The sequence below is a fragment of the Streptomyces sp. Da 82-17 genome, from assembly GCF_046098215.1.
GTDB lineage: Bacteria > Actinomycetota > Actinomycetes > Streptomycetales > Streptomycetaceae > Streptomyces.
Genome location: NZ_JBJURH010000033.1, coordinates 30,838 through 56,694 on the forward strand (window position 1 = coordinate 30,838; position 25,857 = coordinate 56,694).

The following is a 25,857-nucleotide window of genomic DNA, read 5'->3' on the forward strand; positions in this document are numbered from 1 at the left end:
CCATCGCACCCCTGCTCACACCTCCACCACCAACTCCCGCACCCCCCTGATCACCAGCCCCTCCTTCCACTGCGGCTCGGCCGTCAGGCGCAGGTTCGGGGCCTGGTGGAGCAACTGGGAGTACGAAGCCGCGAGTTCGAGGCGGGCCAGGGGGGCGCCGAGGCAGTAGTGGATGCCGCCGCCGAGGCTGACGTGTGGGTTGTCCGTGCGGGACAGGTCGAGGCGGTCCGGGTCCTGGAACGCCGCCGGGTCGCGGTTGGCCGAGCCGAAGAGGAGGGCGACCTCCGAGCCGCGCGGGATCTCCACGTCGTCGACCTCGATGTCCTCCAGGACCCACCGCTCGAAGAGGTGCAACGGCGAGTCGTAGCGCAGCAGTTCCTCCACAGCTGTGGACAGCGGCACGTCCCCGGCACGGAGCGCCGCGAGCTGTTCGGGGTGCCGGAACAGCGCCCACCAGCCGTTGCCCGTCGAGTTCACCGTCGCCTCGTGGCCGGCGTTCAGGAGCAGCACCGCCGTGGAGATCATCTCCTGCTCCGTGAGCCGCCCGCCGTCCTCGTCGTGCACGGCGATCAGGCCCGAGATCAGGTCCTCGCCCAGGTTCTTGCGCCGCTCCGCGATCAACTCTCGCAAGTACTCCGTGAATTCGACCGACGCCCGCACCGCCGCCCGCGCTGTCTCCTCCGACGGGTTCAGCTCGTACATCCCGCAGATCGCCGCCGACCACGGCCGCAGCAGGTGCCGGTCCTGCTCCGGTACGCCCAGCATCTGCGCGATCACCGCGACCGGCAGCGGCTCCGCGACCCGCGCCACCAGGTCCCCGCCGCCGTCCGCGACTAGCCCGGCGACCAGCTCTCCCGCCAACTCCTCGATGTACGGCCGCAGTTCCGCCACCCTGCGCGGCGTGAACGCCTTCGACACCAGCCGTCTGATCCGCGTGTGCCGGGGCGCCTCCAGGTCGAGCAGCCCGTTGTCGTTCAGCACGTGGAACGGTTCGTGCGCGGCGGGCGGCGGCGTACGGCCGAACTCCTCGTGCGTGAACCGGTGCAGATACGTGCGCCCCAGCCGCCGGTCCCGCAGCAGCGCGGTCACGTCCCGGTGGTGCGGGATCAGCCACTGCCCCGACTCCTCGTACCAGAGCACCCGCCCCTGCGCGCGCAGCGCGGCGTATGTCGGGTACGGGTCGCCGGGGTCGGCGCCCAGCAGTCGCTCGTCGTCCATGCCCCGAGTCTCACCGTGAGAAGGCGGCCTGCGCCAGAGGTCCGGAGTCCATGCCCCCGCCCCCCAGATCTCAGAAGAGGACGGCCACGGCTGCCCGGGCCACCACCCCCACGATCCCCACCACGCACAGCGTGAGCAACACGATCAGCAGTCTCGCCTGCCAGGTCAGCTGCCTGCGCATCCGCTAGTACCCCACCGGCCGGACCAGCCCCGACTCGTACGCGAAGATCGCTGCCTGGGTGCGGTCGCGGAGGTCGAGTTTGACGAGGATGCGGCCCACGTGGGTCTTCACCGTCTGTTCGGCGACGACGAGCTGCTCGGCGATCTCCGCGTTCGACAGGCCCTGGGCGATCAGGGCCAGGACCTCCGTCTCGCGTTCCGTGAGGACACCGAGGCGTTCCATCGTGGGCGCGCGTGGGGCGCCCAGGCGGGCGAACTCCGTGATCAGTCGGCGTGTGACGCCCGGTGCGAGCAGGGCGTCCCCGGCCGCCACCACCCGGACCGCCTCGGCGAGTTGGCCGGCCGACGCGTCCTTGAGGAGGAAGCCGGAGGCGCCCGCGAGCAGCGCGTCGTAGACGTACTCGTCGAGGTTGAAGGTCGTCAGGACCAGGACCTTCACCCCCGTGTCCGCCGTGTCCTCGGTGGTCTGGGTGAGGCGGCGGGTCGCCTCGATGCCGCTCATCTCCGGCATGCGGATGTCCATCAGGACCACGTCCGGGCCGTCCGGTCCCAGTTCGGCGACCTTGGCGACCGCGTCCCGGCCGTCGACGGCGTGGCCGATCACCTCGATGTCCGGTTCGGCGTCGAGCAGCACGGTGAAGCCCTGCCGGACCATCTGCTGGTCGTCGGCGATCAGCACTCGGATCGTCATGCGTTTCCCCCTAGTTCAACGGCAGCAGCGCCGTCACTTCGTACCCACCCGTCGGCGTCGGTCCCGCCGTCAGTTCCCCGCCGAGCATCGCGGCCCGCTCCCGCATCCCCAGCAGTCCGTGGCCCGCCCCCGGCGAGGGCGCGACGGGCCGTGCGGGGCGGCCGTTGCTTATGTGTATACGAAGGCACTGGCGCGTGCGTTCCAGCTCGACGCGCACATCGGCGGCGGGAGCGTGGCGCATCGCGTTGCTCAGCGCCTCCTGCACGATCCGGAACGCGGAGAGTTCCACGCCCGGCGGCAACGGGCGTTCCGTGCCCGCGAGTTGTGCGGTTATGGCGAGGCCGGCCGCGCGGGCGTTGGCTATCAGGCCGTCCAGCCGGTCGAGGGTGGGCTGCGGGGTCTCGGGGGCCTGTTCGCCGTGTTCGGAGCGCAGGACGCCGAGGACGCGGCGGAGTTCGGTGAGCGCCTCCAGGGCGTTGTTCCTGATCCCTTCGAGGTTCTCCCTGAGTTCGTCGGAGGGGTTCTCGACCAGGTGCGGGGCGACCTGGGCCTGTATGGAGATCACCGACATGTGGTGGGCCACCACGTCGTGCAGTTCGCGGGCGATGCGGCTGCGCTCCTCCAGGACCGTGCGCCGGGCGCGTTCCTCCGCGGTGAGCGAGGTCTGCTCGACGAGCCGGCTGCGGGCCTGGCGCAGTCCGCGCAGCGGAGCGCTGAAGAACACGGCGAGCAGGAACACGGCGACGGCCATGGCGTCCGCCTGCCGCTCGGCGCCCGGCGGGGTCCGTACGTACGGCAGGAGGAGGGTGACGCCGACCGTGAGGGCCAGCATCGTGAGCGTCGCGCGCGTGCGGGCGCGGAGCGACACCAGGATCAGGACGAGCACTTCGAGGACGAGGCCCCACACCGGCCACGGCCAGAACGTGTCGTCCCGCACCCCCGTCACGGAGAGGGCCTGGGCGACGGCGGCGCCGGTGACCAGCCACCACGCGGCGACCGGCCGGGACACGACGAGGACGAGCGCGGCCGCCTGCAGCAGCACCAGGGCCTGGACCAGGCGGGAGCCGACCGGGTGCATCTCGTAGATGCTCGACAGGTTGGAGAGCGCGGCGGCGCCGAGGGCACCGGCGGCGTACACGAACGGCACGTACAGCAGGGCGCGGGCCCAGCTGGGGCGGGACGGGGCGAGCAGCGGGTCGGGCGCGAGCGTCAACAGGTCCTGCCCCAGGGCCCGCAGGCCTCGGCGCAGGAGGCTCAGGAGGCGCAGGAGCGGTCCGACCGTCGTCACAGCGGTCACCTTAGGCATGGGGTTTCACTCCTTCGGGGGGCGGGACGGTGGACCCGGACGACCGTGGTGCCGCCGCGGCTGCGGCGACGCCCGTGCTCCGCGCCGCGGAACGCCGCCCAGCAGACGGCGAGCACCGCCGCGAACAACGGGAGCCAGGCGAGCCGGTGCAGGATCCAGGCCGGGTCGTCGGGCGCCGTGTGCAGCCCCGGCAGGGGCCGGCCTGTGAGGAGTCCGAGGGCGGTGACGACGAGCAGGGCCGTCTGGTGCCAGAGGAAGACCGTCAGCGCGGACAGGTTGGCCAGGGCCACGCCGGTCCACAGCAGCGGGCGGCGCATCGCTCGGGTCAGCGGTCCGTGCAGCAGCAGCGCCGCGCCGCACTGGGCGAGGCCGAAGGTGACGGCGGCCAGGGTGGGCGGGTTGAGGTTGGACACCTCGGCGCCCGGCACGCCGACCATCGACGCGGGGTAGCCGGCCAGGACGACGAGCCCCGCGGTCGCGACGGTGCCGCCGAGCAGCAACGTCCACCCGGTCGCCCGGCCACCGACCCCGGCCGTACGCCCACCGACCCCGGCCGTACGCCAGCTGATCCGGCGACGGCCCTCTGCCCCACGGCCGTACGGGGCCCGACCTCCGACGACCTCCGCCGCACCGCCCAAGCCCGCACCGCCCAAGCCCGCACCGCCCGAGCGCGCACCGCCCGGGCCCGCACCCCTCGGCCCCGTATCGCCCAAGCTCGCCCCGCGAGCCCACCCCGCGCCCAGGCAGTACGGCACGAGCCAGCCCGCGGCGAGGTTGATCCAGCCGAGCCAGTCCGGTCCGCCGAGGCCGAAGCGCACGAGGTCGACGTGGATGACGGCCGCCAGCGGCCACAGCGGGTGCAGCCGGGCCACCAGCGGGGTGAGGGCCGTCAGGGCGGCGAGGACGAGGAGGAACCAGAGCGGGGAGAGCACGAGCTTGAGGAGTGTGCGGACCGTGCCCAGGTCCGCGCCCGTCGCCAGCAGCCCGAGCGTCGCGACGGCCCACAGCGCGAGCAGCGCCGCGACCGGCCGGAACAGCCGCGCGAGCCGGGCCCGCAGCCACGCCCGGTACGCGCGCCCGCCCGCGCCGACGGGGCCACTCCTGCCCTCCGTCCCCGCCGCCGGGGCCGACGCGCTCGCCCACCCCTTCGCCGTCACGTACCCGCTGACCAGGAAGAACACGGCGAGGGTCTGGAAGAGCCAGGAGACCGGCGCGAGCCACGGCAGGTCGCTCAGCGGGCTCGCGCCGTGCAGCGTGCCGCCCTCGCCGACCAGGGCCGTCACCAGCCAGTGGCCGAGGACCACGCCGAGGATGGCGAGGGCCCGCAGGGCGTCGAGGGCTCGGTCCCGGTCGGCGGGGGTGGCGGCGGACACGCGGCGGACGAGGCTGTCAGGCATGCGGCACCTCCGGGTGCTGCCCGCGCACGATGCGGGCCAGGCTGGCGAGGGCGGTCGAGCCCGGCTTCAGGTAGCCGCTGTGGTCGCCGTCCCCCGCGGCGAAGCGACGGGCGCCGAACGCCGCGGACACCGGGTCGGGGCCGAACCCGACGGTCGTGCCGGGGAGTTGGACGCGTGCGTGTGGGACGTCCCCGATCCAGTCGTGGGCGGCGCGACCGGCCCAGACGCGGGCGCGGGTGCGCAGCTCGGCGGCCCGGGCGAACCCGGTGCCGGGGCTGCCGTACAGGGCGATGTCGGTGACCGCGGGCGTGCCGTGCGGGCCGAGGCCGTGGGCGGCGCGGGCGCACACCACCGAGCCGTAGGAGTGGCAGAGCAGGGTGACAGGGGTGCGGGCGCGCAGGCCGTAAGCGCTCAACCGGTCGAGGAATGCGCGGAGTCGGGCCGCGCCGGTGTGGGCGCGGTCGGACGTGAGGGCCTCCGGGCTGACGGTGCCCGGCGTCTCGTACCCGAGCCAGGCGATCACCGCCGCGCCGGGGCCCAGCTCGTCCCGCAGGGCGAGGGCGCCGCGGCGGAAGCGGGCGTACGTGTCGATGCCGGTGTCGGAGCCGGGGACCAGGATCGCGACGCGGTCGGCGGTGCGCAGGTCGCCGAGGACCTCGGCGGTGCGGCCCGGGCCGCGGGCGTCGAACTCCAGGAAGGCGTGGCCGGACAGGGCGCGCAGGGCGGCCGCGCGCCGCTCGGCGCCCGCCGCCCGCGCCGTGCGCGCGGCCTCGGCGGCGTTCGCCCGATGCGCCGCGTACCGCACGGGCAGCGGGGTCTTCGCCTCGATGCGGGCGGGCGCGGGCGCGGGGATCCCCGGTCGTACGGCTCCCGAGAGCGGCACCACCACGCACGCGGTGAGCAACGCGGCGAGCCAGGCCCGCCACCACCGTCCGCTCCTCACGACCGGCCCCCTCCCGTTCCGCGGCCCGCCCGATTGCGGTGCCTGACAAGGAAGTTAGGCCTGCGCCCTTGTGAACTGCGTCCCGCTCACGGGGGCATCCACCACGTAGCTCTCAGGTATGAGTCGGATTACGGCCCCCGCAGGACGACGGATTACGGGACCTCTCGTAGGGCGCGATTGCGGGACCTCCCGCAGGAAGACGGATTACGGGCCCCCCGTAGGGCGCGATTGCGGGACCTCCCGCAGGACGACGGAAACCGCGCCCCCTACGGCAGCCGGACCCCGCCCCCAACCCCCGCCTTCAGAACGCCAGTTGGGCGATCTCCTCCGCCACCACCGCGCACGCGTCCGCCGCCGGGTCGATCAGCGGGAAGTGGCCGACGTCCTCCAGGAGCGTGCAGCCGACGAGTTCGCCGGCCTTCGCGGCGGCGTCCGCGTACTCCTCGGCCAGTTCGTACGGGACCGTCGTGTCCGTGCGGCCCTGCACCAGCGTCGTCGCGATGCCGGTGGGAAGCAGAGCGGCCGGGTCGGCGAGCGGGATGCGGTCGGCGAACTTGCCGTCGCCGCCCAGGAGTTGGACGGGCGCACCGCCGCACACGTCGAGCTCGGCGGCCCGCTGGAAGCCGACGATCGGGGCGAGCGCGACGACGCCGCGCAGCGGGGTGGGGCGCGGCAGGCGCCACGGCGCGTCGGCGGGCAGCACGTGCCGCGCGGCCGCCCACAGCGCGAGGTGCCCGCCCGCGGAGTGCCCGGTGAGGACGGTGCGCCGCAGGTCGGCCTGCGGCAGGTGCAGCGGCACGAGCTCGGGGAGCGCGTCCACCGCGGCCGCCACGTCGTCGAACGTCTCGGGCCAGCGGCCCGCCACCGGAGCCTCGACTCCCTGATGCGGTACGGGACTTCCGCGCCGGTACTCGACGTTGGCGACGGCGAAGCCGCGCCGGGCCAGGAAGTCCGCGAACGGCGTCACATGCTGCCGGTCGTACGGGGCACGCCAGGCGCCGCCGTGCAGGACGACGACGAGCGGCGCGCGCCGGCCGTCGCCGCCGCGCGGGGCGTAGAAGTCGACGACCTGGTCGGGGTGTTCGCCGTAGGACGCGGTGGCGTCGGGGGCGACGGCGGGGTGCGAGAAGGCCGACTCTTCTTCGGCGTCGTCCGACATGGAGGTGGGGCCTTTCCGGGAGGGCAGGTGGGGCAGGTGCGGCGGGTGGGGCAGGCGAGGTCGGTGAGGGGCGGGTCCGGGGCCGATCCTTCCCCAGACCCGCCCGCACCGGAACACCTGGCCCGCCCTCGCCGGGACAGGGAGCGCGAGGTCCCCTACGACCGGCTGCGCAGCACCTCCCCGAGAACCCGGGCCGCCCGCTCGACCTCGGCGAAGCCCACGTACAGCGGGGTGAAGCCGAAGCGGAGGACGTCCGGGGCGCGGAAGTCGCCGACGACGCCGCGGGCGATCAGCTCGTCCATCACGGCGGCCGCGCCGTCACACCGAAGTGCGACCTGGCTGCCGCGCTCGGCGTGCTCCTCAGGGGTGACCGAGGTGACGCTGCCGGCCGGGACGTGCGCCGCGACGCACTCCAGGAAGAAGTCCGTGAGCGCCAGGGACTTCTCCCGCACCGCGTCGACCGAGACGCCGTCCCACACCTTCAGGGACTCCTCCAGGGCCAGCATCGACAGGATGTCCGGCGTGCCGACGCGGCCGCGGAGCGCGCCGTCCGCGGGCGCGTACGCGGGGCGCATGCCGAACGGCTCGGCGTGCGAGTTCCAGCCGGGCAGCGGCGAGTCGAACGCGCCCTGGTGGCGCTCGGCCACGTACAGGTACGCGGGCGAACCCGGGCCGCCGTTGAGGAACTTGTACGTGCAGCCCACCGCCAGGTCCACGCCGTGCTCGTCGAGGCCCACGGGCAGCGCGCCCGCGCTGTGGCACAGGTCCCAGACGGCGATCGCGCCCGCGCCGCGCACGGCGGCGGTGATGCCGGGCAGGTCGTGCAGCCGCCCGGTGCGGTAGTCGACGTGGTTGACGAGGACGGCGGCCGTACGCGGACCGAGCGCGCCCGGCATGGCCGCGGGGGCCATGGCGCGCAGCGTGCAGCCGGTCATGCGGGCGGCGGACTCCGCGATGTACCCGTCCGTGGGGAACGTCGACTCGTCCACCAGGATCTCGTCCCGGCCCGCCTCCGGCCCTCCGGTCAGCCGCACGGCGCCCACAACCGCCTTGAAGACGTTGACACTTGTGGAGTCGCCGACCACGATCTGCCCGGCCGCCGCGCCCACGATCGGCGCGATCCGGTCGCCGATCCGCTCGGGCGCCGTCCACCAGCCGGACTCGGTCCAGGAGCGGATGCGGAGCTGCCCCCACTCGCGCTCCACGACGTCCGCGACCCGGCCGGGCACGGAACGCGGCAGCGCGCCGAGCGAGTTGCCGTCGAGGTACACCCCCGCGGCGTCAGCCGCAGGATCGGACCCGGCGTCCAGGACGAACTGCTCGCGCAGCTTGCCCAGTTCGTCGGCGGAGTCGAGGGCGGCGGCCCGCTCCTCGAGCTCCGGAGCCAGAGCCGAGGCCGGGTTCAAGTCCTGGTCCTGGTTCGGGTTCAAGTCCTGGTCCTGGTTCGGGTTCAAGTTCTGGTTCGGGTTCTCAGACATGACTGCGCGCCGTCCAGAGCTCGGGGAACACGTTCTTGCGGGCCCGCTTCTCCAGCCAGGCCACTCCGGCGGAGCCGCCCGTACCGGCCTTGGAGCCCATCGCGCGGCGAGTCGCCACCAGGTGGTCGTTGCGCCAGCGCCACACCAGCTCGCCGACGTCCGTCAACGCCTCGCCCAGGCGCACCAGTTCGCTGTCCTGGTCCCCCGCGTACACGGCGGTCCACACCGCCTCGACGTCGGGCGACGGCTCGTACCGCTGCGCGACGTCGCGGTCGAGGACGGCCTCCGGGATGTCGTACCCCCGGCGGGCGAGGAGCCGGACGACCTCGTCGTACAGGCTCGGTTCGTGCAGTGCCTTCTCCAGCTCGGCGTGCACGCGCGGGGCGCCGCGGTGCGGGACGAGCATGGACGCGGACTTCTCGGCGAGGAGGAACTCCATCCGCCGGTACATCGCCGACTGGAATCCGGAGCCGTCGCCGAGCGCGCTTCGATACGAGTTGAACTGTGCCGGGGTGAGCTGTCCCAGCGGCTTCCAGGAGGCGTTGAGCGCCTCCAGCTCACGGACGCTGCGCTTCAGCGCGGCCACCGCGGTGCCCAGGTCGTCCTGGCGCAGGGCCGCCGCGGCGGTCTCCCACTCGTGCACGATCACGGTGAACCACAGCTCCATGACCTGCGTCGTGACGAGGAAGACCATCTCCCCGGGGTCGTCGGAGAGCGGGTGCTGCAGATGGGTGAGGACGTCCGCCTGTACGTAGTCCTCGTACGGCGTGGTGCCTGCGAAGTCGAGATGCGGGGCCTCGGGGGTCTCCCCGGCCGTCGTTTCCGCCTCGTGGGACATCGCTGTCTCCTTGGTGCCTGCTCCGGGTAGCGGTCCGCCCCTGCCGATGCCGGCACGGGGGCCCCGGTCCCCACCGGCATCCTCCGCAATCCTGCCCCGGTCCGGCAAGACCTGCCCGGTCACGACGACCGGGCAGGTCAGAGCGCCTGCGCCCCGGCGTCAGCCCAGGGTCTCGGCCGCGGTCTCCGAGGACTCCCGCAGGAACGTGGAGCACCGCTCGTACTCCTCCTGCTCGCCGATCGCCTGGGCCGCGCGCGCGAGGGCGTGCAGGGCGCGCAGGAAGCCGCGGTTCGGCTCGTGCTCCCACGGCACCGGGCCGTGGCCCTTCCAGCCGGCGCGACGGAGCGCGTCGAGGCCGCGGTGGTATCCCGTACGCGCGTAGGCGTACGACTCGACGGTGCTGCCGCGCTCGAAGGCCTCGTCGGCGAGACGGGCCCAGGCCAGCGAGGACGCCGGGTACTTGGCGGCCACGTCGGCGGCTGCCGTACCGCCAGCGAGGAGTTCGCGGGGCTCGGGGTCGTCGGGCAGGTGGGTCGGGGGCGGGCCCCCGAGCAGGTTCTCGTGAATGGACATGCCCCAAGTCTGCCTTGTCCGCCCACCCCCGCGCCGAGCCTGTGGACAACCCGGATCCCGGTACGGCGAGCCCTGTGGAAAACCTTGATTCCGGTACGGCGAAGGGCCCGCCTCCCCTGCGGGAGCCGGGCCCTTCGGAACAGCCTGCTGCGGCCTTACTTCAGCTTCGTGCCGGCCGAGCGCAGCGCCACGCAGGCCTCGCCGACGCGCTTGGCCATGCCGGCCTCGGCGAGCTTGCCCCACGTGCGCGGGTCGTACGTCTTCTTGTTGCCGACCTCGCCGTCGACCTTCAGGACGCCGTCGTAGTTCTTGAACATGTGGTCCGCGACGGGACGCGTGAAGGCGTACTGGGTGTCGGTGTCGAGGTTCATCTTCACGACGCCGTTCTCCAGGGCCGTGGTGATCTCCTCGGCCGTGGAGCCGGAGCCGCCGTGGAAGACGAAGTCGAACGGCGAGGTCTTGCCGTACTTCTCGCCGACGCCCTGCTGCAGCTCCTTGAGGAGCTCGGGGCGCAGGACGACGTTGCCCGGCTTGTAGACGCCGTGGACGTTGCCGAAGGACGCGGCAAGGAGGTACCGGCCCTTCTCGCCCAGGCCGAGGGCCTCGGCGGTGCGCAGCGCGTCGTCGACGGTCGTGTACAGCTCGTCGTTGATCTCGTGGGTGACGCCGTCCTCCTCGCCGCCGGTGGGCGTGATCTCCACCTCGAGGATGATCTTCGCGGCGCGGGCCTTCTCCAGGAGCTCCTGGCCGATGGCCAGGTTGTCGGCGAGGGTCTCGGCGGAGCCGTCCCACATGTGCGACTGGAACAGCGGGTTCTCGCCCTTGGCGACGCGCTCGGCGGAGATGTCGAGCAGCGGGCGCACGTACCCGTCGAGCTTGTCCTTCGGGCAGTGGTCGGTGTGCAGCGCGACGGTGACGTCGTACTTCTTGGCGACGATGTGCGCGTACTCGGCGAGCGCGACGGCGCCGGTGACCATGTCCTTGTTGTACTGCCCGCCCAGGAACTCCGCACCGCCCGTGGAGATCTGGATGATGCCGTCGCTCTCGGCCTCCGCGAAACCGCGCAGCGCGGCGTGCAGGGTCTGGGAGGAGGTCACGTTGATGGCGGGGTAGGCGAACTTGCCTGCCTTCGCCCGGTCGAGCATCTCGTTGTAGACCTCGGGGGTTGCGATGGGCATCTGGCCGCTCCTTGTGATGTGCGGGTGTAAGTGTGGCCCTGACCGGAGGGCCCCTCACGGAGGTTCATTGAGGGGGCGACGTCATCGTCGCCCCCATCAAACCAGACTCGCCGGACACCTCCACCCGACCGCCCGGTACACGTCCCGGCGCACGCCCCGGCGCCCGCCCGGTGACGCGCTCAGTCGAGGCCGAGCTCGTCCTTGGAGTACGCGAAGAGGTACGGGACGCCCGCGCCCTCGGTGATCTTCTCGGCGGCGCCGGTGGCGCGGTCCACGATCGTCGCGACGCCCACGACCTCGGCGCCGGCCTCGCGGACGGCCTCGACGGCGGTCAGCGGGGAGCCGCCGGTGGTCGAGGTGTCCTCGACGACGAGGACGCGGCGGCCCTTGATGTCCGGGCCCTCGACGCGGCGCTGCAGGCCGTGCGCCTTGGCGGCCTTGCGGACGACGAACGCGTCCAGGCGCTTTCCGCGCGCGGCGGCGGCGTGCAGCATCGACGCGGCGACCGGGTCGGCGCCCATGGTGAGGCCGCCGACGGCGTCGAAGTCCAGCTCGGCGGTGAGGTCGAGCAGCACCTGCCCGACGAGGGGGGCGGCCTCGCCGTCGAGGGTGATGCGGCGCAGGTCCACGTAGTAGTCGGCCTCGATGCCCGAGGAGAGCGTCACCTTGCCGTGCACCACGGCCTTGTCCTTGATCTGCTGCAGCAGCTCGCCGCGTACGTCACTCATGGTTGTCAGCTTAAGTGGGGCGCGGGGGTGCCCGTACCGCCGCGGGGGCTCCGCCCCCGGAACCCCCGGTCCTTCCTTCGGCATCCCCGCCGTCGCGGCTGGTCGCGCCCCGCGGCGGAGCCGCTGATGTCACAGCCCCGCGCCCCCTCGGGGCACGGCTAGAGCACTCGCCACTCCCAGCGCATCTCCGCTTCCAGCGGTTCGATCGGGGTGACCAGGCGGGGGTGGGTGTTGAGGCCGTTGGGCGGGCCGGTCTGGGGCTCGACGCAGACCGCCTCGGGCTGCTCGTCGTAGATCACGACCCATTCCGCGGGGCTCGTGACCTTCAGTTCCAGCCGGCCCGGCCAGGTCAGCGTGGTGCTGACGCCGTCCGGCATGCCGAAGCAGTCGTCCCAGGGGCCGGGCTGCGGGTCGATGCGCTTGCCGGTGGGGAGGTGGTCGGCGCCGCGCTCCTCCTGCCAGGCCGCGTCGAAGTCGATCGTCACGTCCTCGCCGCCGAGGTTGCGCAGGAACCAGGGGTGCCAGCCGAGCTGCGCCGGGTACGAGTCGCCGTACGTCTCCAGGCCCATCCGCACCGTCAGCGCGTTCTCCGCCAGCTCGAAGACCTGCGTGAGCCGCCCGCCGTACGGCCACGGCTCGATCAGGTCGTACGTGAACACCGCCGTGCGGTCGTCGCCGCCGCGTGCCCGGCGCCAGGGCTGGTCGCGGACGGTGCCGTGGATGGCGTGCGGGGGGTTGTTGACGGGGAGCTGGTGCAGCTGGCCGCCGTTGCGGAACCGGCCGTTCTCGGTGCGGCCGCACCACGGGGCCATGGGGAACGAGCCGAAGTGGTCGCCCTGCCTGAGCAGTTCCGTGCCGCCGATGCGGAGGCTCGCGATGCGGCAGCCGTTGCCGCTGTCGACCGTCAGTTCCGCTTCGCCCGCGACGAGGGTCGTCGTGTCCTGAGTCTTCACGAACCCGACCCTAGGCCCTGTCCTGGTCCTCGCTACCGGCGGCGCCGCAGTGCCCGGCCCACGACGATCGCGGAGGCGACGACCAAGGCAGCGGCGGGCGCGGCCCAGCGCAGGGTGTCGCTCGCGGTGGAGGCCTGCGGGGCGGGCACGGGCGCGTACCGGCCGCGGGGCGGTGCGTGGTCGACCTCCTCCGCGCTGCGGCCGATCATCGTGCGCCGCGCGTGTGCGGCCTCGGCGGGCGGCGCGATGAACGACTCGTCCCCGGCGTCCTGGTGGAAGGGGTCGAGGGCGGCGTTCTCGGGGGCGATGTCGTCGGCGGGGGCGGGGTCCTCGGAGGGGGCGATGTCCTCGGGGGCGGTCTGGGGTTGCTCGGCGGTCTGGGGCTCGGGGGTGCCGGACGGCTCGGCCTCGGCGTCGGCCTCGGGCTCGGCCCTGGACTCGGCCTCGGCCTCGGGCCGTTCGGGCTCGGCGGCGTGCTCGGACTCGGAGGCGTGCTCGGGCTCGGCGTCCGTCGCCCGCACCGACCCCGCCAGCCGCTCCGAGAACCGGCTCAGGAGGCGTCGTACGGCGGCCTCGACCGCGGACTGCTCCAGCTCCGCGACCCGGCCGTCGCCCTTGCCGGTGCCGGAGTACACCAGCCGGGTGCCGTCGTCGACGCTCAACAGGCTTACGGCGAGGGAGAGTTCGACCGCCCCCGCGCCGCGTACCTCCGTCGCCTCGCCGGTGACCGTGAAGGACGGGGTGGCGGACGAGGTGTCCTCGGTGATCCGGAGGGTGCCGCGATAGGTGATCGTGTGCCCCGCGATCCGCACTTTGAGGCGGCCCGACACGGGCTCCGCCCCTTCGTTGGCGTCGCGCTGGAGCCCCTGGATGCCGCGGGCGACGCGGGCCGCGTCACCGAGCGCCTGCCGCAGGGGCTCTGTCTCCACGGGAACGAACACCTCATGCTCCATGTCAGCCGAGCCTACCCACGCCCGTCGGCCCCGCACCCGCGTATCCACACATTCGGCACGTCAGCCGCTCGGGCTCGCCGTCTCCGCGTATCTGGGGTGCACGAGGGTGGACGGGGGCAGTCCCGGCACGCGCGTGCGCGCGAGGGCGCGGGTGCCTGCGCCGAGCTGGGCCGGGGTGAGGGAGCGGCGGGCGGGGTGCGGGTCGAGGCCGAGCCGGGGCTCGGTGCGCGCGGCGAGCAGGAACGCCCGCCCCGACGGTCCGCCTCCCCGGCCGGTCCCGACGGCGTACGGCGCGGTGCGCAGGCCGGCGGCGCGCACGCTCGCGTCGACCGTCCAGAACACGCGCGGCCTGCCTGCCTCCCCCGCGCGCACGGCGAGCCGTCCGCCGGGGCCGAGGACGCGCCCGGCGAGGCCGAAGAACTCCTGCGAGTGGAGCTTGGCGGTCTCGGTTGCGCCGGGCTCGGGCAGATCGGCGATCACCACGTCGTACGGCCGGAAGTCGCCGCCCGTACGGATCTCGCGGAGCCACTGGAAGGCGTCGCCCTGGACGGCGTGCAGCCTCGGGTCGTCGTACGCGCGCGCGTTGAGGGCGCTGAGGCCGGGGTCCGTGCGGGCCAGGCGGACGAGTTCCGGGTCGACCTCCACCAGGTCGACGCGTTCCACGCCGGGGTGGCGCAGCACCTCGCGGGCGGCGAGGCCGTCCCCGCCGCCGAGGATCAGCACGCGCGCGTGCGGGCCGCGCATCGCGGGGTGCACCAGGGCCTCCTGGTACCGGGGTGCGTCGCGGCCGCCGGCCCGCAGCCGCCCGTCGAGGTACAGGCTCAGCGGGGCCCCGGACGTGCCGGTCCCGCCGGTGAGGACGATTTCCTGCACGTCGCTCTGGAGGGCCACGCGGACGTCCGCCCCGTACATCGTGCGCCGCGCGGCGCGTTCGAAGTCGCCGACGCCCGCGGCGAGGGCGGCGAGCAGCACAAGGACGGCGAGGTTGGCGGCGAGCAGGCGGCGGCGGGTGCGGGCGCTCAGGTCCCGCCGGAACAGCCACAGGACGAGGGCGCCGCCGGCGAGGGCGTTGACGGCGCCGGTGATGAGGGCGCCTGTCAACTGGCCGAGCAGCGGCAGCAGCAGGAACGGGAAGGCGAGGCCGCCGACCAGCGCGCCCACGTAGTCCGCGGCGAAGAGGTCGGCCACGGCGCCGCCCGCGTCCTGCCGGCGGATGCGCTGGATGAGGGTCATCAGGAGCGGTACTTCGGCGCCGATGAGCACGCCGATGGCGAGGCAGAACGCGACGAGCAGCACGCGCGTGCCCGCGCCCCACACGAAGCCCGCGTACAGCACCATCGCGCTGCAGCCGCCGACCAGGGCGAGGGCCGCCTCGACGGCGCCGAACGCGGCGGCGGCACGGCAGCGCAGCCGTTTGGCGAGCAGCGAGCCGACGCCCATCGCGAAGACCATCACGGAGAGCACGACGGACGCCTGGGTGACGGAGTCGCCGATCAAGTACGAGGCGAGGGCGACGAGTTCGAGCTCGTACACCAATCCGCAGGCGGCGCTGACGAAGACCGCGACGAGGACGAGGAGGCGCCCCGCGCGCGGGGAGACGGGCAGCACCGCCGTGTCCTTCGGGCCCGCGGACGGCGGGGCTCCGGGCGGCACGGACAGCGGCGACTCGATCACGATGGGAACGCTACGTCACCGCCCGTGCGCACTCTGTCACCCACACGTGTGCAAACCGCGGCACCCGGCGGGCGTACGGCGGTGCGTCGCCGGTGCATCGGCGGTTGTGCGGTAGCGCGCGCGGGCGCAGGGGCGGACACCGTCCGGGGTTTCGCACACGCGGGCCGGGCGCGCACGGCGTCCCCAACGGCGCGCGAGGGGAAGGGGGTTGGCGGGGGCGCGCGGAAACCAGCACCGCCCCTGCCGCTGCACGCCCCAAAAACCCCACCGCCCCGCCCCTGCACGCCCAAAAACCCCACCGCCCCCGCCTCTGCACGCACAAAACACCGCCCACCGGAGCCAGGTGGGCGGTGCAGCACAGCTCGACGGGCCGGGTGTCAGACCGGGATCGGCTCCGGCGCCGGAAGGCGGGCCCCCACGCGCGTGCGGGTGGCGACGAGTTGGCCCTCCTGCGGGTAGGCGTGCCACGTGCGCCAGTGCACCTGGCCCTCCTGGCGCCGGACCAGGAGTGCGGTGAAGGCGTGCGGGCTGCCGGGGAAGACGCCCGCGAGGCCGTTGGGGTGGTCGGAGACCAGGGCGAGCAACTCCTGGGCGCGGCCCGCGAAGCAGCCGCTGGACATGGTCTCGACGCGGGCCGCGAACTCGTACTCCCAGTTGCCCACGCGCTTCGCGACGCCGAGGGGCAGCGGGGTGCTGCTGCCGGCGATGCAGGCGACGGTCTCCGAGCAGCTGTTGTCGCCCTGTTCGAGGATCACTTGGTGCGAGGCGCCCAGGAGCCTCAACTGCACTTTTACGTCCTGGAGTTCCAGGTCGAGCGCGGCGAGCGCGGGCAGCGGTTCGCGGCCCAGGGCCCAGGCGAGGTCGTCGGCGCGCGTGTCGGTGTAGGAGGTCTGCAGGGTCGTGAGCATGGGGTGGGCTCCGGGGCATGCGTGGATGTCGAGCCGGGGCGTCCTGCGTGATGCACCGGAGGGGCGCACGGAGAAGGGGTTCGCCGGCTTACTGCCCACGAGTCGGCCGAGGGCTGCGTGGATGAGTAAGAGGGAATCATGAACGGCAGCGCGCCCACAGCGTTTTTACCCAACTTCGTAGGGTTTCCATCCCCTCGGGTGGTCTCACTGTTCAACTGTTCTGGCCTTCGACCAGGCCTGCGAACGGCGTGCCCGCGGGGGCGCCCGCGCGTGCCAACGACAAGGCGCCCGGCGGCAGTTGCCCGCGCCGGGCGCCGAGGTCTCGGTACGGGGCACCCGGCACCGGAACAGGTACCGGGCACCGGGTGCCGGGTGCCGGTCTCAGCAGCCCCCGCCGCCGCCACCGCCGCCGCAGCCGCCGCCACCACCGCCGCCGCCTCCGCACGAGGAGGAGCTGCCGCAGGACGAGCCGGAGCTGCACGACGAGCCGGTGCTGCCGCCCGCGCCGCCGGCCCACCAGCCGCCGTTGTTCCGCCGACCGGAGCCGCGCCGGCCCGAGTTGTTGCCCGCGACCACGAACCCGATGACCACCGCAACGAACACCACGATGAAGAAGACCGTCATGATCCTCTCCCTCCTTTCGTTCCCCCGAAGCGCGAATCGTTCCCCCGAAGCGCGCCGGACGCTTCCGTGTCCTTGTGTGCAGGGCAGATCCCCGGTGCCGCGGATCGTCAAAGCAGAGTTGAGGAACTCCAGAGGTTCGGCGCAGGATGGCGGCCATGACCTCTGCGCCCGCGCCCCGCCCGCTGCTCAACCGCCGCCTGGCCGAGTTCGGCACGACGATCTTCGCCGAGATGTCCGCGCTCGCCGTGCGGACCGGCGCGATCAACCTCGGTCAGGGCTTCCCCGACACCGACGGCCCGCAGGAGGTCAGGGAGGCGGCGGTGCGGGCGCTGCGCGACGGCCGCGGCAACCAGTACCCGCCGGGCCCCGGCATCCCCGAGCTGCGCACCGCGATCGCCGAGCACCAGCAGCGCTTCTACGGGCTCGCCTTCGACCCCGACACCGAGGTGCTGGTCACCGCGGGCGCCACCGAGGCCATCGCCGCCACGATGCTGGCGCTCCTCGAACCCGGCGACGAGGTCATCGCCTTCGAGCCGTACTACGACTCGTACGCCGCGAGCATCGCCATGGCCGGCGGCAAGCGGGTCCCGCTCACCCTCCGCGCCCCCGACTTCCGGCCCGACCTCGACGCACTGCGCGACGCCGTCACCGACCGCACCCGCCTGCTCCTCCTCAACTCCCCGCACAACCCGACCGGCATGGTCCTGACCCGCGACGAGCTCACCGCCATCGCCGAACTGGCCGTCGAGAGGGACCTGATCGTCGTCACCGACGAGGTGTACGAGCACCTGGTCTTCGACGGCGAGCACATCCCCCTCATCTCCCTCCCGGGCATGCGCGAGCGCACGGTCTCGATCTCCTCGTCCGGCAAGACGTTCTCGTTCACGGGCTGGAAGGTCGGCTGGGTCACCGCGTCCGCCCCGCTGCTCTCCGCGGTCCGCACGGCCAAGCAGTTCCTGACGTACGTGTCGGCGGGCCCGTTCCAGTACGCGGTCGCGGAGGCGCTGCGGCTGCCGGACGCGTACTACACCGGGTTCGTGGACGACCTGCGCGGGCGGCGGGACATCCTCGCCGACGGGCTGGCGGAGACGGGCTTCGAGGTGTTCCGCCCGCAGGGCACGTACTTCATCACCACGGACATCGCCGCGCTCGGCGAGAAGGACGGCCTCGCGTTCTGCCGCTCGCTGCCGGAGCGCTGCGGCGTCGTCGCCATCCCCAACTCCGTCTTCTACGACGACCCGGACGCGGGGCGCAGCCAGGTGCGGTTCGCGTTCTGCAAGAAGGAGAGCGTGCTCCGGGAGGCGGCGGCGCGGCTGCAGCGCTGGTAGGAGGGGCCAGGCCGGGAGCCGGTCGCGGTCCGCCACGCCCACGCTCGGGCGCTCCCCGCTCGCGGAGTCGCGTACCGGCACGCAGGGTTCCGGTTGTGAGTCAGCCGCGTCTTGCCTCTGCCGTGCCGTCCGTCGCCGCCGTGCCGCTCGCCCGCACCCGGGGCCGGTTCCTGGAGCGGCTGCCCGCCGTCGTCGGCGCGCTCGCCCTGTTCGCCTGCGCCCGCCTCGCCGCCATGGTCGCCGTGGCCGTGGTGGCGCGCCGCACCGACCAGGACCTGTTCCACCTGCTCGGCCGCTCCTGGGACTCGCAGTGGTACACGGGCATCGCCGCGCACGGGTACGGCCGCACGCTGCACTTCGGGCCCGACGTCGTCCAGAGCGACCTGGCGTTCTTCCCGCTCTACCCGGGGCTGGTGCGGGCGCTGACCGAGGTGTTCCCGCTGACCGGCGGCGCCGCGGGCCTGCTGGTGTCCTGGGCCGCCGCCGCGGTCGCCGCGTGCGGGATCCACGCGATCGGGCTGCGGCTGCACGGCCGGACGACGGCCGCGTTCCTGGTGCTGCTGTGGGGGCTGCTGCCGCACTCGGTGGTGCTGTCGATGGCGTACACGGAGCCGGTCCTCACCGCCTTCGCCGCCTGGTCCCTGTACGCGGTCCTCACCGGCCGCTGGCTGTGGGCCGGTTCGCTCGCCGCGCTCGCCGGACTGTCCCGGCCGAACGGCTTCGCGGTGGCGGCAGCGGTGGGCGCGGCCGCGGCCTGCGAGCTGTGGCGGCGGCGCGGGAAGGCGTCGGGAGCGGTCTGGGCGGGGCTCGCGCTCGCGCCGCTCGGCTGGGTCTCGTACGTGCTGTGGGTGGGGGCGCGCCGGGGCGATCTGCTCGGCGGGTACTTCGCGGTGCAGGACGGCTGGGGCTCGCGCTTCGACTTCGGCGCGGGCAACCTGGCGTTCGTCCGGCATCTGCTGCTCGACGGGGACCGGCTGGTGTTCGCGGTGACGCTGTTCGTCGTCGGCGCGGCGGTGCTCCTGTACGCGCTGCTCGTCACGGAGCGGGCGCCGCTGCCGCTGCTCGTGCACAGCGGGGTGCTGCTCCTGATCGCGGTCGGCGGCTCCGGGTTCTTCGAGTCGAAGCCGCGGTTCCTGCTGCCGGCGTTCCCGCTGCTGCTGCCGCTGGCCGGGGCCCTGGCCCGTACGGCGAGAGCCCGGCCGGTGCACGCCACGCTGGTGGTGGCGGCCCTGGCCGGGCTCTCCCTGGCGTACGGGACGTATCTGGTGACGCTGGCCCGTATGCCGTTGTGACGCCGAGGACTACTCGGACTGGTCGCCGTCCTCCGGCTTCTCCGCCGAGTCGACGTCCTCGACCAGGCCGAGGTGGTCGACCAGCCAGCGCTCGAACTCGATCGCGGCCCGCACCCAGCTGACCGTCGAGGACACGAAGTGCTCCAGGCTGACGCCGGTGCCGATCAGCATCTGCGCCTCGCCCACGATGCGGACGGTGGTCGGGCCGCCCTCCTCCTCGTGGGTGTGGGTGTAGACCTTGGGCCACAGGGTGCGGCGGTTCCAGTCGTCCACGGCGTCGAGGATCTGCGCCTTGGACTCGACCGGGTGCGGCCGGTCGTAGAACGTCCGCACCGAGAAGACCTGCTGGTCGCCCTCGCCGCGGAACATGAAGTACGTGCGGAAGTTCTCCCACGGCGCCGCGAGGTCGCCCTCGTCGTCGACGACGTGCTTGAGCTCCATCTGGTCCAGGAGCTGCTTCACCAGGTCCTGATCGGGGACGACGGGGCCCGCCGGTCCTGCGGCCTGCGGTTCCGGCTGGCCCCCGAAGTTCGGAATCGAGGACGGGTCGATGCTCACCGTGTATTTCCCTTCGTACGGATTCCGCCCATCCTCCACCATCGAAGGGCGGTCGCCGCAACCCCTGGCGGCGGCGATCCGCCACGAGCCGAACTTCGGGGTCCGCGCCCCTTACTCCGAGCCGCCTGCACCGAGCCCGTTGCTGCGCGGGCCCTTACTGCACGGGCCCTTACTGCGCGGGCCCCACGAGCAGCTCGTCCCCGACCCGGTCCACGCGGACCGTGTCGCCGTCCCTGACCTCGCCGGCGAGGATCTCCCGGGCGAGCCGGTCGCCGATCGCGGTCTGCACGAGGCGGCGCAGCGGGCGGGCACCGTACGCCGGGTCGTTGCCCTCGTCCGCCAGCCAGGCCAGGGCCTCGGGCGTGACCTCCAGGTTGAGCCGGCGCTCGGCGAGGCGCTTCGCGAGGCGGTCGATCTGCAGCTGGGCGATCCGGCCGAGCTCGGCCTTGTCCAGGGCGGAGAACACCACCAGGTCGTCGAGCCGGTTGAGGAACTCCGGCTTGAAGGAGGCCCGGACGACCTCCAGGACCTGCTGCTTCTTCTCCTCCTCGGACGTGAGGGGCTCGACGAGGTACTGGCTGCCGAGGTTGGACGTCAGGATCAGGATGGTGTTGCGGAAGTCCACCGTCCGGCCCTGGCCGTCGGTGAGGCGGCCGTCGTCGAGGACCTGGAGGAGGATGTCGAAGACCTCCGGGTGCGCCTTCTCCACCTCGTCGAGCAGCACCACGCTGTACGGGCGCCGACGCACGGCCTCGGTGAGCTGGCCGCCCTCCTCGTACCCGACGTAGCCGGGCGGGGCGCCGACCAGGCGGGCCACGGAGTGCTTCTCGCCGTACTCCGACATGTCGATGCGGACCATGGCCCGCTCGTCGTCGAAGAGGAAGTCGGCGAGGGCCTTGGCGAGTTCGGTCTTGCCCACGCCGGTCGGGCCGAGGAACAGGAACGAGCCGGTGGGGCGGTCCGGGTCGGCGATGCCCGCGCGGGTGCGGCGCACGGCGTCGGAGACCGCGCGTACGGCCTCGGTCTGGCCGATGAGGCGCTTGCCGAGCTCGTCCTCCATGCGAAGGAGCTTCTGCGTCTCGCCCTCCAGGAGGCGCCCGGCGGGGATGCCGGTCCAGGAGCCGACCACGTCCGCGATGTCGTCCGGGCCGACCTCCTCCTTCACCATCGTGTCCTTCGCGGCCTCCTGCTCGGCCTCGGCCTCGCTGGCCTCCTCCAACTCCCGCTCCACGGCCGGGATCTCGCCGTAGAGCAGCTTGGAGGCGGTGTCGAAGTCGCCGTCGCGCTGGGCGCGTTCGGCCTGGCCGCGCAGCTCGTCGAGCTTCTCCTTGAGTTCGCCGACGCGGTTGAGGGAGGTCTTCTCCTTCTCCCAGCGTGCGGTCAGGCCGCGCAGCTCCTCCTCCTTGTCGGCGAGGTCGCGGCGCAGCTTGTCGAGGCGCTCCTTGCTCGCGGCGTCGGTCTCCTTGCCGATCGCCAGCTCCTCCATCCGCAACCGGTCGACGGCGCGCTGGAGTTCGTCGATCTCGACCGGGGAGGAGTCGATCTCCATCCGGAGCCGGGACGCGGCCTCGTCGACCAGGTCGATGGCCTTGTCGGGCAGGAAGCGGGACGTGATGTACCGGTCGGAGAGGGAGGCGGCGGCGACGAGCGCGCTGTCCGCGATCTGCACCTTGTGGTGGGCCTCGTACCGGCCCTTGAGTCCGCGCAGGATCGCGATGGTGTCCTCGACGGACGGCTCGGCGACCAGGACCTGCTGGAAGCGGCGCTCCAGGGCGGGGTCCTTCTCGATCCGCTCGCGGTACTCGTCCAGGGTGGTGGCGCCGACCATGCGCAGTTCGCCGCGCGCGAGCATCGGCTTGAGCATGTTGCCCGCGTCCATCGCGGAGTCACCGCCGGCGCCCGCGCCGACCACGGTGTGCAGCTCGTCGATGAACGTGATGATCTGGCCGTCGCTCTCCTTGATCTCGGAGAGGACGGTCTTCAGGCGCTCCTCGAACTCGCCGCGGTACTTGGCGCCGGCCACCATCGCGCCGAGGTCCAGGGAGACGAGGCGCTTGTCGCGCAGCGACTCGGGCACGTCGCCCTTCACGATGCGCTGGGCGAGGCCCTCGACGACGGCGGTCTTGCCGACGCCGGGCTCGCCGATGAGCACCGGGTTGTTCTTCGTACGCCGCGACAGGACCTGCACGACGCGGCGGATCTCCTGGTCCCGGCCGATGACCGGGTCGAGCTTGCCCTCGCGGGCGGCGGCGGTGAAGTCGGTGCCGAACTTCTCCAGGGCCTTGTACTGACCCTCGGGGTCGGGGGTGGTCACGCGGCGGCCTCCCCGAGCCTCGCCGAACGCGGACAGCAGCTTCTTGTCACTCGCACCTTGTTCCTTCAGTACGTCCGCGGCCTGGCCGCCCTTCGCGGCGAGGCCGATGAGCAGATGCTCGGTCGAGAGGTAGTCGTCGCCGAGGTCCTTGGCGCGCTGCGCGGCGTCCGCGATCACGGCGAGCATGTCCCGGTTGGGCTGCGGCGGCGCCACGGTGGACCCGGTCACGCTGGGCAGCCCGGCGAGGACGCGTTCGGCCCCCGAGCGCACGGCGGCCTGGTCGGCGTCCACGGCCGCGAGCAGGTCGGTGATGTTCTCGTTGTCCCGGCCCTCGAGCAGGGCGAGCAGCAGATGCGCGGGCGTCAGATCCGGGTGTCCCTCGGACACGGCCCGGCTCGTCGCCGCATTGATCGCTTCCCGGCTCCGGTTCGTCAGCTCGGCGTCCACGTGCGCGCTACCTCCTCGGTGTCACAACCACTCCAGCACACTGACTGGGTCAACGTGCATAAAGTTGAGTCTATTCCACTCAAGGCTGGGCTGCGGCTAGATTTCGGCCCATGGCCATAGATCCCCGTACCCCCGGCCCCGCCTATCTCAGCTTCTGGCGCGAACGGCACGTGTGCACCTTGACGACTCTGCGCCCCGACGGCACTCCGCACTCCGTCCCGGTGGGCGTCACGTACGACCCGGAGGCGGGGGTCGCGCGGGTCATCAGCAGCAAGTCCAGCAAGAAGGTCGGCAACATCCTGGCGGCCGGCGCGGACGGCGCCCCGGTCTCGGTCTGCCAGTACGCGGGCCGTCTCTGGGCCACGCTCGAAGGCCGCGCCCACGTCCGCACGGAGCCCGAGGCGATATCCGACGCGGAACGCCGCTACGCGGAGCGGTACGGGCGGACGCCCTCACCCAACCCGAACCGGGTGCTGATCGAGATCACGCTGACGAAGGCGCTGGGCAGCAGAGCGCTGCAAGGGAACTGACGGCGCCCCGAAAGGGGCGCGGGGAACTGCGCGAGCAACCACGACGGCGCGGCAGCCGCATGCCGACGCGCACCGACCGGCGCCCGCGCCTGCACCCGCGCCTGCGCCCGCGCCTGCGCCGACGGCACGGGACGGACCACAGAAGCCCCCCGCGTACACAACACACAGCGGCGCCACCGTGATCCAGGTTCACGGTGACGCCGCTGCGGGGGGAAGCGCCTGGGCGATCTTTGACGACGGGGGAATCGCGTCAGGCACTGCGGGGGGTGGCGGGGATGGATTCCGGTTCGACGAGCTCGTGATCGCGCTGGTCGAGGTTGACGAAGATCATTCCGTACCGGATCGCGCACCGCACCGGCTGCGGGGCCCCTCGGGGCTTGCGCAGGCACCGGAAGGCGCGCACGTCGTCGTCCTCGTCGTCCCGCACCACCAGGATCGGCTCGCCGAAGAGAGTGACCATCAACGAATCGCCGGGACCCGGAAGGGCCGTGACGAGGTCGATGAAGTGCCACCCGGAGCGATAGGCCGATGCCATCTCGCGGCGGAAGCGGGTGTCTTCAGGGACGGTCATGCGTCAGCCCCAACCAGGGTCGTTGGCGGACTGGAGGCCCCAGCCAGGGTCGTTGGCGGACTGGAGGCCCCACCCCGGGTCGGCGGCGATCACAGACCCGGCCGTGGACGCCGACGCGCCGGTGTCCTCGGCCGACGCCAGAACCCCGACCGCCGCGGCGGCGATGAAGGCAACAGCAACCACTGTGCGTATGAGTCTCTTGGCCATTACCGAGCAACCTCACTTGAAGATGTCGCTTCCTGCCCCCGCAGCAACGACGATGGACCAGACCCCGCCCACAGCACCACCGCGGCCAGGCATCATGTTCCTGATATGCAGGAGCCTGGGGGTGTACATATGGGGAAAGAAGCGGACCGAACGGACCACCCTCATTCGCACACAGAACTGTGCGAGGCGGGGTCGCGGCTGTACGCGAGTGCCCTGCGCACGGGCCGAATAGCCCGGTCAGAGCTGGACGCGGCCCCGTGTCTGATCGATCTGGCGCTGCTGCACCCCGACCCCGACGACGCCTCCTGGCTGCGTCCGGTGCCCCCTTCCGCGGCCCTCGCGCAGTTGCTGCAACCCGTCGAGCGAGAGATACAGGAACGCCGGCGGTTGACGGTGGCCCTGGCCGACGCTTTTGAGCCATTCATGGCCATCAGCGCGATGGACCCGCCCACGACGCATGCCATCACCGTGCTCGAAGGCCTCAGCCTGATCAACGCGACCCTGGACCGGGTGGTCGCCGACTGCACCAAGGAACTCCTCACCGTCCAGCCCGGCGGCGGCCGCTCCCCCAAGGAGCTCACCGACGCCCTGGACCGCGTACAACCCCTCCTGAACCGCGGCATCCAGATGCGCACGCTGTACCAACACACCGCGCGCCACACCGAGTTGACCCTGCACTACCTCGAACAGGTCGGCCCCGAGGTGGAGGTGCGGACGCTCGAGGAGATCATCGACCGGCTGATCATCGTCGACCGCGAGGTCGCCTTCATCCCCGCCCGCAGCGACCGCCGCATCGCCCTGGAGCTGCGCCACCCCGGGCTCGTGGAGTACCTGGTCGGCGTCTTCGACCAGTTCTGGCAGCTGGCCGTGCCGATCAACGAGGAAGTGCCGTACGACCACAAGACCGACGGCGTCACCGGCGTGCAGCGGTCCATCGCCCGGCTGCTCGTCGAGGGGTACGTCGACGAGGCGATCGCCCGCCGGCTCGGCATGAACGTCCGCACCTGCCGCGCCCACATCGCCAAGCTGGCCGCGACCCTCGGCAGCGGCAGCCGGGCCCAACTCGGCTATCTCATCGCCAAGTCGGGCCTTCTGGACGAGGAACCGGCATGACCCCGCACCCCTAACGCCCCTTTTGGGGCCCCTCAACTCCCTGCCCCCGCAACAAGCTGAGGCTTCCCGGCGCCGCGCTCGTACCGCATGGTTGAAGGGCGAACCTCAGTGTCCCGGCCGGGTCCCCTCCGGCCGGGGCGCGTCCACGCACACACCCCCCATTGACCCGACCCCACCCCACACCCCCCAACGCAGCAGGCCCGCTCCCCCACAAGGGAGCGGGCCTGCTGCGTTGCCGAACCGGCGTACTACTCGGGGCGCTTGGGCCGCCACACCACCAGGGCACTGGTCGGGTGCGCCTCCTGGTACGGCACCAGGTCCCGGCGGTACGACGCGTGCACCTGGGCCTCGCGCTGCTGCATCGCCGCCGCCGCGCCCTCGACCGCCGCCGACAGCTCGGCGACCCGGGACTGCAGCGCCGCGACCTGGTTCTCCAGCTCGATGATGCGCTTGATCCCGGCGAGGTTGATGCCCTCCTCCTGCGACAACTGCTGGACGGTGCGCAGCAGTTCGATGTCGCGGGCGGAGTAGCGGCGGCCGCGCCCGGCCGTGCGGTCCGGGGAGACCAGGCCGAGACGGTCGTACTGCCGCAGGGTCTGCGGGTGGAGTCCGGAGAGCTGGGCCGCCACCGAGATGACGTACACCGGCGTCTCGTCGGTCAGTTGGTACGGGTTGCGTCGACGGCCGTCCATCTGC

Annotated in this window: 25 protein-coding genes; 4 read left to right on the plus strand and 21 right to left on the minus strand. The window is 72.8% G+C overall.

Annotated elements, in window-relative coordinates; genetic code table 11:
* Nucleotides 1-15: 15 nt before the first annotated feature.
* The 16 genes from ACIDOF_RS35700 to ACIDOF_RS35775 form a co-directional block, all read right to left on the minus strand.
* Nucleotides 16-1,218 carry a cytochrome P450 gene (locus ACIDOF_RS35700; protein ID WP_409010404.1) on the minus strand — a complete coding sequence of 401 codons (1,203 nt, stop codon included), beginning with the start codon at nucleotides 1,216-1,218 and terminating at the stop codon, nucleotides 16-18.
* Between the two features lie 184 nt (nucleotides 1,219-1,402).
* Nucleotides 1,403-2,089, minus strand: coding sequence for a response regulator (locus ACIDOF_RS35705; protein WP_409010405.1), 687 nt, complete (start codon nucleotides 2,087-2,089; stop codon nucleotides 1,403-1,405).
* A gap of 10 nt (nucleotides 2,090-2,099) precedes the next feature.
* On the minus strand, nucleotides 2,100-3,395 hold the full coding sequence (locus ACIDOF_RS35710) for a sensor histidine kinase (protein WP_409010406.1): 1,296 nt from the start codon (nucleotides 3,393-3,395) through the stop codon (nucleotides 2,100-2,102).
* On the minus strand, nucleotides 3,383-4,792 hold the full coding sequence (locus ACIDOF_RS35715) for an acyltransferase family protein (protein ID WP_409010407.1): 1,410 nt from the start codon (nucleotides 4,790-4,792) through the stop codon (nucleotides 3,383-3,385). Before ACIDOF_RS35715 ends, ACIDOF_RS35710 begins: the two co-directional genes overlap by 13 nt.
* Nucleotides 4,785-5,735: an alpha/beta hydrolase gene (locus tag ACIDOF_RS35720; protein WP_409010408.1), complete on the minus strand. Its 951-nt coding sequence runs from the start codon at nucleotides 5,733-5,735 to the stop codon at nucleotides 4,785-4,787. The genes ACIDOF_RS35715 and ACIDOF_RS35720 overlap by 8 nt, the downstream gene beginning before the upstream one ends.
* Before the next feature lie 301 nt (nucleotides 5,736-6,036).
* Nucleotides 6,037-6,894: an alpha/beta hydrolase family protein gene (locus ACIDOF_RS35725; RefSeq protein ID WP_409010409.1), complete on the minus strand. Its 858-nt coding sequence runs from the start codon at nucleotides 6,892-6,894 to the stop codon at nucleotides 6,037-6,039.
* 155 nt (nucleotides 6,895-7,049) lie between these two features.
* Nucleotides 7,050-8,372, minus strand: coding sequence for a kynureninase (kynU, locus tag ACIDOF_RS35730; RefSeq protein ID WP_409010410.1), 1,323 nt, complete (start codon nucleotides 8,370-8,372; stop codon nucleotides 7,050-7,052).
* Nucleotides 8,365-9,210, minus strand: a complete 846-nt coding sequence (locus ACIDOF_RS35735) for a tryptophan 2,3-dioxygenase family protein (RefSeq protein ID WP_409010411.1) — start codon at nucleotides 9,208-9,210, stop codon at nucleotides 8,365-8,367. The genes kynU and ACIDOF_RS35735 overlap by 8 nt, the downstream gene beginning before the upstream one ends.
* Nucleotides 9,211-9,369: 159 nt before the next feature.
* The gene (locus ACIDOF_RS35740) at nucleotides 9,370-9,783 is read right to left on the minus strand and encodes a DUF3151 domain-containing protein (RefSeq protein ID WP_409010412.1); all 414 of its coding nucleotides are present in this window, start codon (nucleotides 9,781-9,783) and stop codon (nucleotides 9,370-9,372) included.
* Nucleotides 9,784-9,938: 155 nt separating this feature from the next.
* Nucleotides 9,939-10,961, minus strand: a complete 1,023-nt coding sequence (gene fbaA / locus ACIDOF_RS35745) for a class II fructose-bisphosphate aldolase (protein WP_409010413.1) — start codon at nucleotides 10,959-10,961, stop codon at nucleotides 9,939-9,941.
* Nucleotides 10,962-11,140: 179 nt separating this feature from the next.
* A complete protein-coding gene (gene pyrE / locus ACIDOF_RS35750; RefSeq protein ID WP_409010414.1) occupies nucleotides 11,141-11,689 on the minus strand; it encodes an orotate phosphoribosyltransferase in 549 nt (182 codons plus the stop codon).
* A gap of 158 nt (nucleotides 11,690-11,847) precedes the next feature.
* On the minus strand, nucleotides 11,848-12,642 hold the full coding sequence (locus ACIDOF_RS35755) for an aldose 1-epimerase (RefSeq protein WP_409010415.1): 795 nt from the start codon (nucleotides 12,640-12,642) through the stop codon (nucleotides 11,848-11,850).
* Between the two features lie 32 nt (nucleotides 12,643-12,674).
* Nucleotides 12,675-13,571 (minus strand): SRPBCC domain-containing protein, encoded by an 897-nt coding sequence (locus ACIDOF_RS35760; protein WP_409010416.1) that lies wholly within the window; start codon nucleotides 13,569-13,571, stop codon nucleotides 12,675-12,677.
* Between the two features lie 84 nt (nucleotides 13,572-13,655).
* Nucleotides 13,656-15,269: a polyamine aminopropyltransferase gene (locus tag ACIDOF_RS35765; RefSeq protein ID WP_409010417.1), complete on the minus strand. Its 1,614-nt coding sequence runs from the start codon at nucleotides 15,267-15,269 to the stop codon at nucleotides 13,656-13,658.
* Between the two features lie 377 nt (nucleotides 15,270-15,646).
* Entirely contained in the window at nucleotides 15,647-16,177 is a 531-nt protein-coding gene (locus ACIDOF_RS35770) for a DUF2617 family protein (RefSeq protein ID WP_409010418.1), read from the minus strand.
* Nucleotides 16,178-16,558: 381 nt separating this feature from the next.
* On the minus strand, nucleotides 16,559-16,801 hold the full coding sequence (locus tag ACIDOF_RS35775; RefSeq protein WP_409010419.1) for a hypothetical protein: 243 nt from the start codon (nucleotides 16,799-16,801) through the stop codon (nucleotides 16,559-16,561).
* 146 nt (nucleotides 16,802-16,947) lie between these two features.
* Here ACIDOF_RS35775 and ACIDOF_RS35780 point away from each other — a divergent pair, with 146 nt between their 5' ends.
* Complete coding sequence (locus ACIDOF_RS35780) at nucleotides 16,948-18,129, plus strand: pyridoxal phosphate-dependent aminotransferase (RefSeq protein WP_409010420.1); 1,182 nt, start codon at nucleotides 16,948-16,950, stop codon at nucleotides 18,127-18,129.
* Between the two features lie 233 nt (nucleotides 18,130-18,362).
* Entirely contained in the window at nucleotides 18,363-19,421 is a 1,059-nt protein-coding gene (locus ACIDOF_RS35785) for a hypothetical protein (RefSeq protein ID WP_409010437.1), read from the plus strand.
* 9 nt (nucleotides 19,422-19,430) lie between these two features.
* Here the strand turns inward: ACIDOF_RS35785 and ACIDOF_RS35790 are convergent, their stop codons facing one another.
* Complete coding sequence (locus ACIDOF_RS35790) at nucleotides 19,431-19,979, minus strand: YbjN domain-containing protein (protein ID WP_409010421.1); 549 nt, start codon at nucleotides 19,977-19,979, stop codon at nucleotides 19,431-19,433.
* 169 nt (nucleotides 19,980-20,148) lie between these two features.
* Nucleotides 20,149-22,740 carry an ATP-dependent chaperone ClpB gene (clpB, locus tag ACIDOF_RS35795; protein ID WP_409010422.1) on the minus strand — a complete coding sequence of 864 codons (2,592 nt, stop codon included), beginning with the start codon at nucleotides 22,738-22,740 and terminating at the stop codon, nucleotides 20,149-20,151.
* Between the two features lie 110 nt (nucleotides 22,741-22,850).
* On the opposite strand from clpB, the gene ACIDOF_RS35800 reads away from it, so the two are divergent.
* Nucleotides 22,851-23,270 (plus strand): pyridoxamine 5'-phosphate oxidase family protein, encoded by a 420-nt coding sequence (locus ACIDOF_RS35800; RefSeq protein WP_409010423.1) that lies wholly within the window; start codon nucleotides 22,851-22,853, stop codon nucleotides 23,268-23,270.
* Between the two features lie 250 nt (nucleotides 23,271-23,520).
* Here ACIDOF_RS35800 and ACIDOF_RS35805 read toward each other — a convergent pair whose 3' ends face one another.
* Both ACIDOF_RS35805 and ACIDOF_RS35810 read right to left on the minus strand, forming a co-directional pair.
* Complete coding sequence (locus ACIDOF_RS35805; protein ID WP_409010424.1) at nucleotides 23,521-23,841, minus strand: (2Fe-2S)-binding protein; 321 nt, start codon at nucleotides 23,839-23,841, stop codon at nucleotides 23,521-23,523.
* Between the two features lie 3 nt (nucleotides 23,842-23,844).
* Nucleotides 23,845-24,048 (minus strand): hypothetical protein, encoded by a 204-nt coding sequence (locus ACIDOF_RS35810; protein WP_409010425.1) that lies wholly within the window; start codon nucleotides 24,046-24,048, stop codon nucleotides 23,845-23,847.
* Nucleotides 24,049-24,177: 129 nt separating this feature from the next.
* On the opposite strand from ACIDOF_RS35810, the gene ACIDOF_RS35815 reads away from it, so the two are divergent.
* Entirely contained in the window at nucleotides 24,178-25,161 is a 984-nt protein-coding gene (locus tag ACIDOF_RS35815) for a helix-turn-helix transcriptional regulator (RefSeq protein WP_409010426.1), read from the plus strand.
* A gap of 248 nt (nucleotides 25,162-25,409) precedes the next feature.
* On the opposite strand, the gene ACIDOF_RS35820 is transcribed toward ACIDOF_RS35815, so the two are convergent.
* On the minus strand, nucleotides 25,410-25,853 hold the full coding sequence (locus ACIDOF_RS35820) for a heat shock protein transcriptional repressor HspR (RefSeq protein ID WP_409010427.1): 444 nt from the start codon (nucleotides 25,851-25,853) through the stop codon (nucleotides 25,410-25,412).
* Nucleotides 25,854-25,857: the final 4 nt, after the last annotated feature.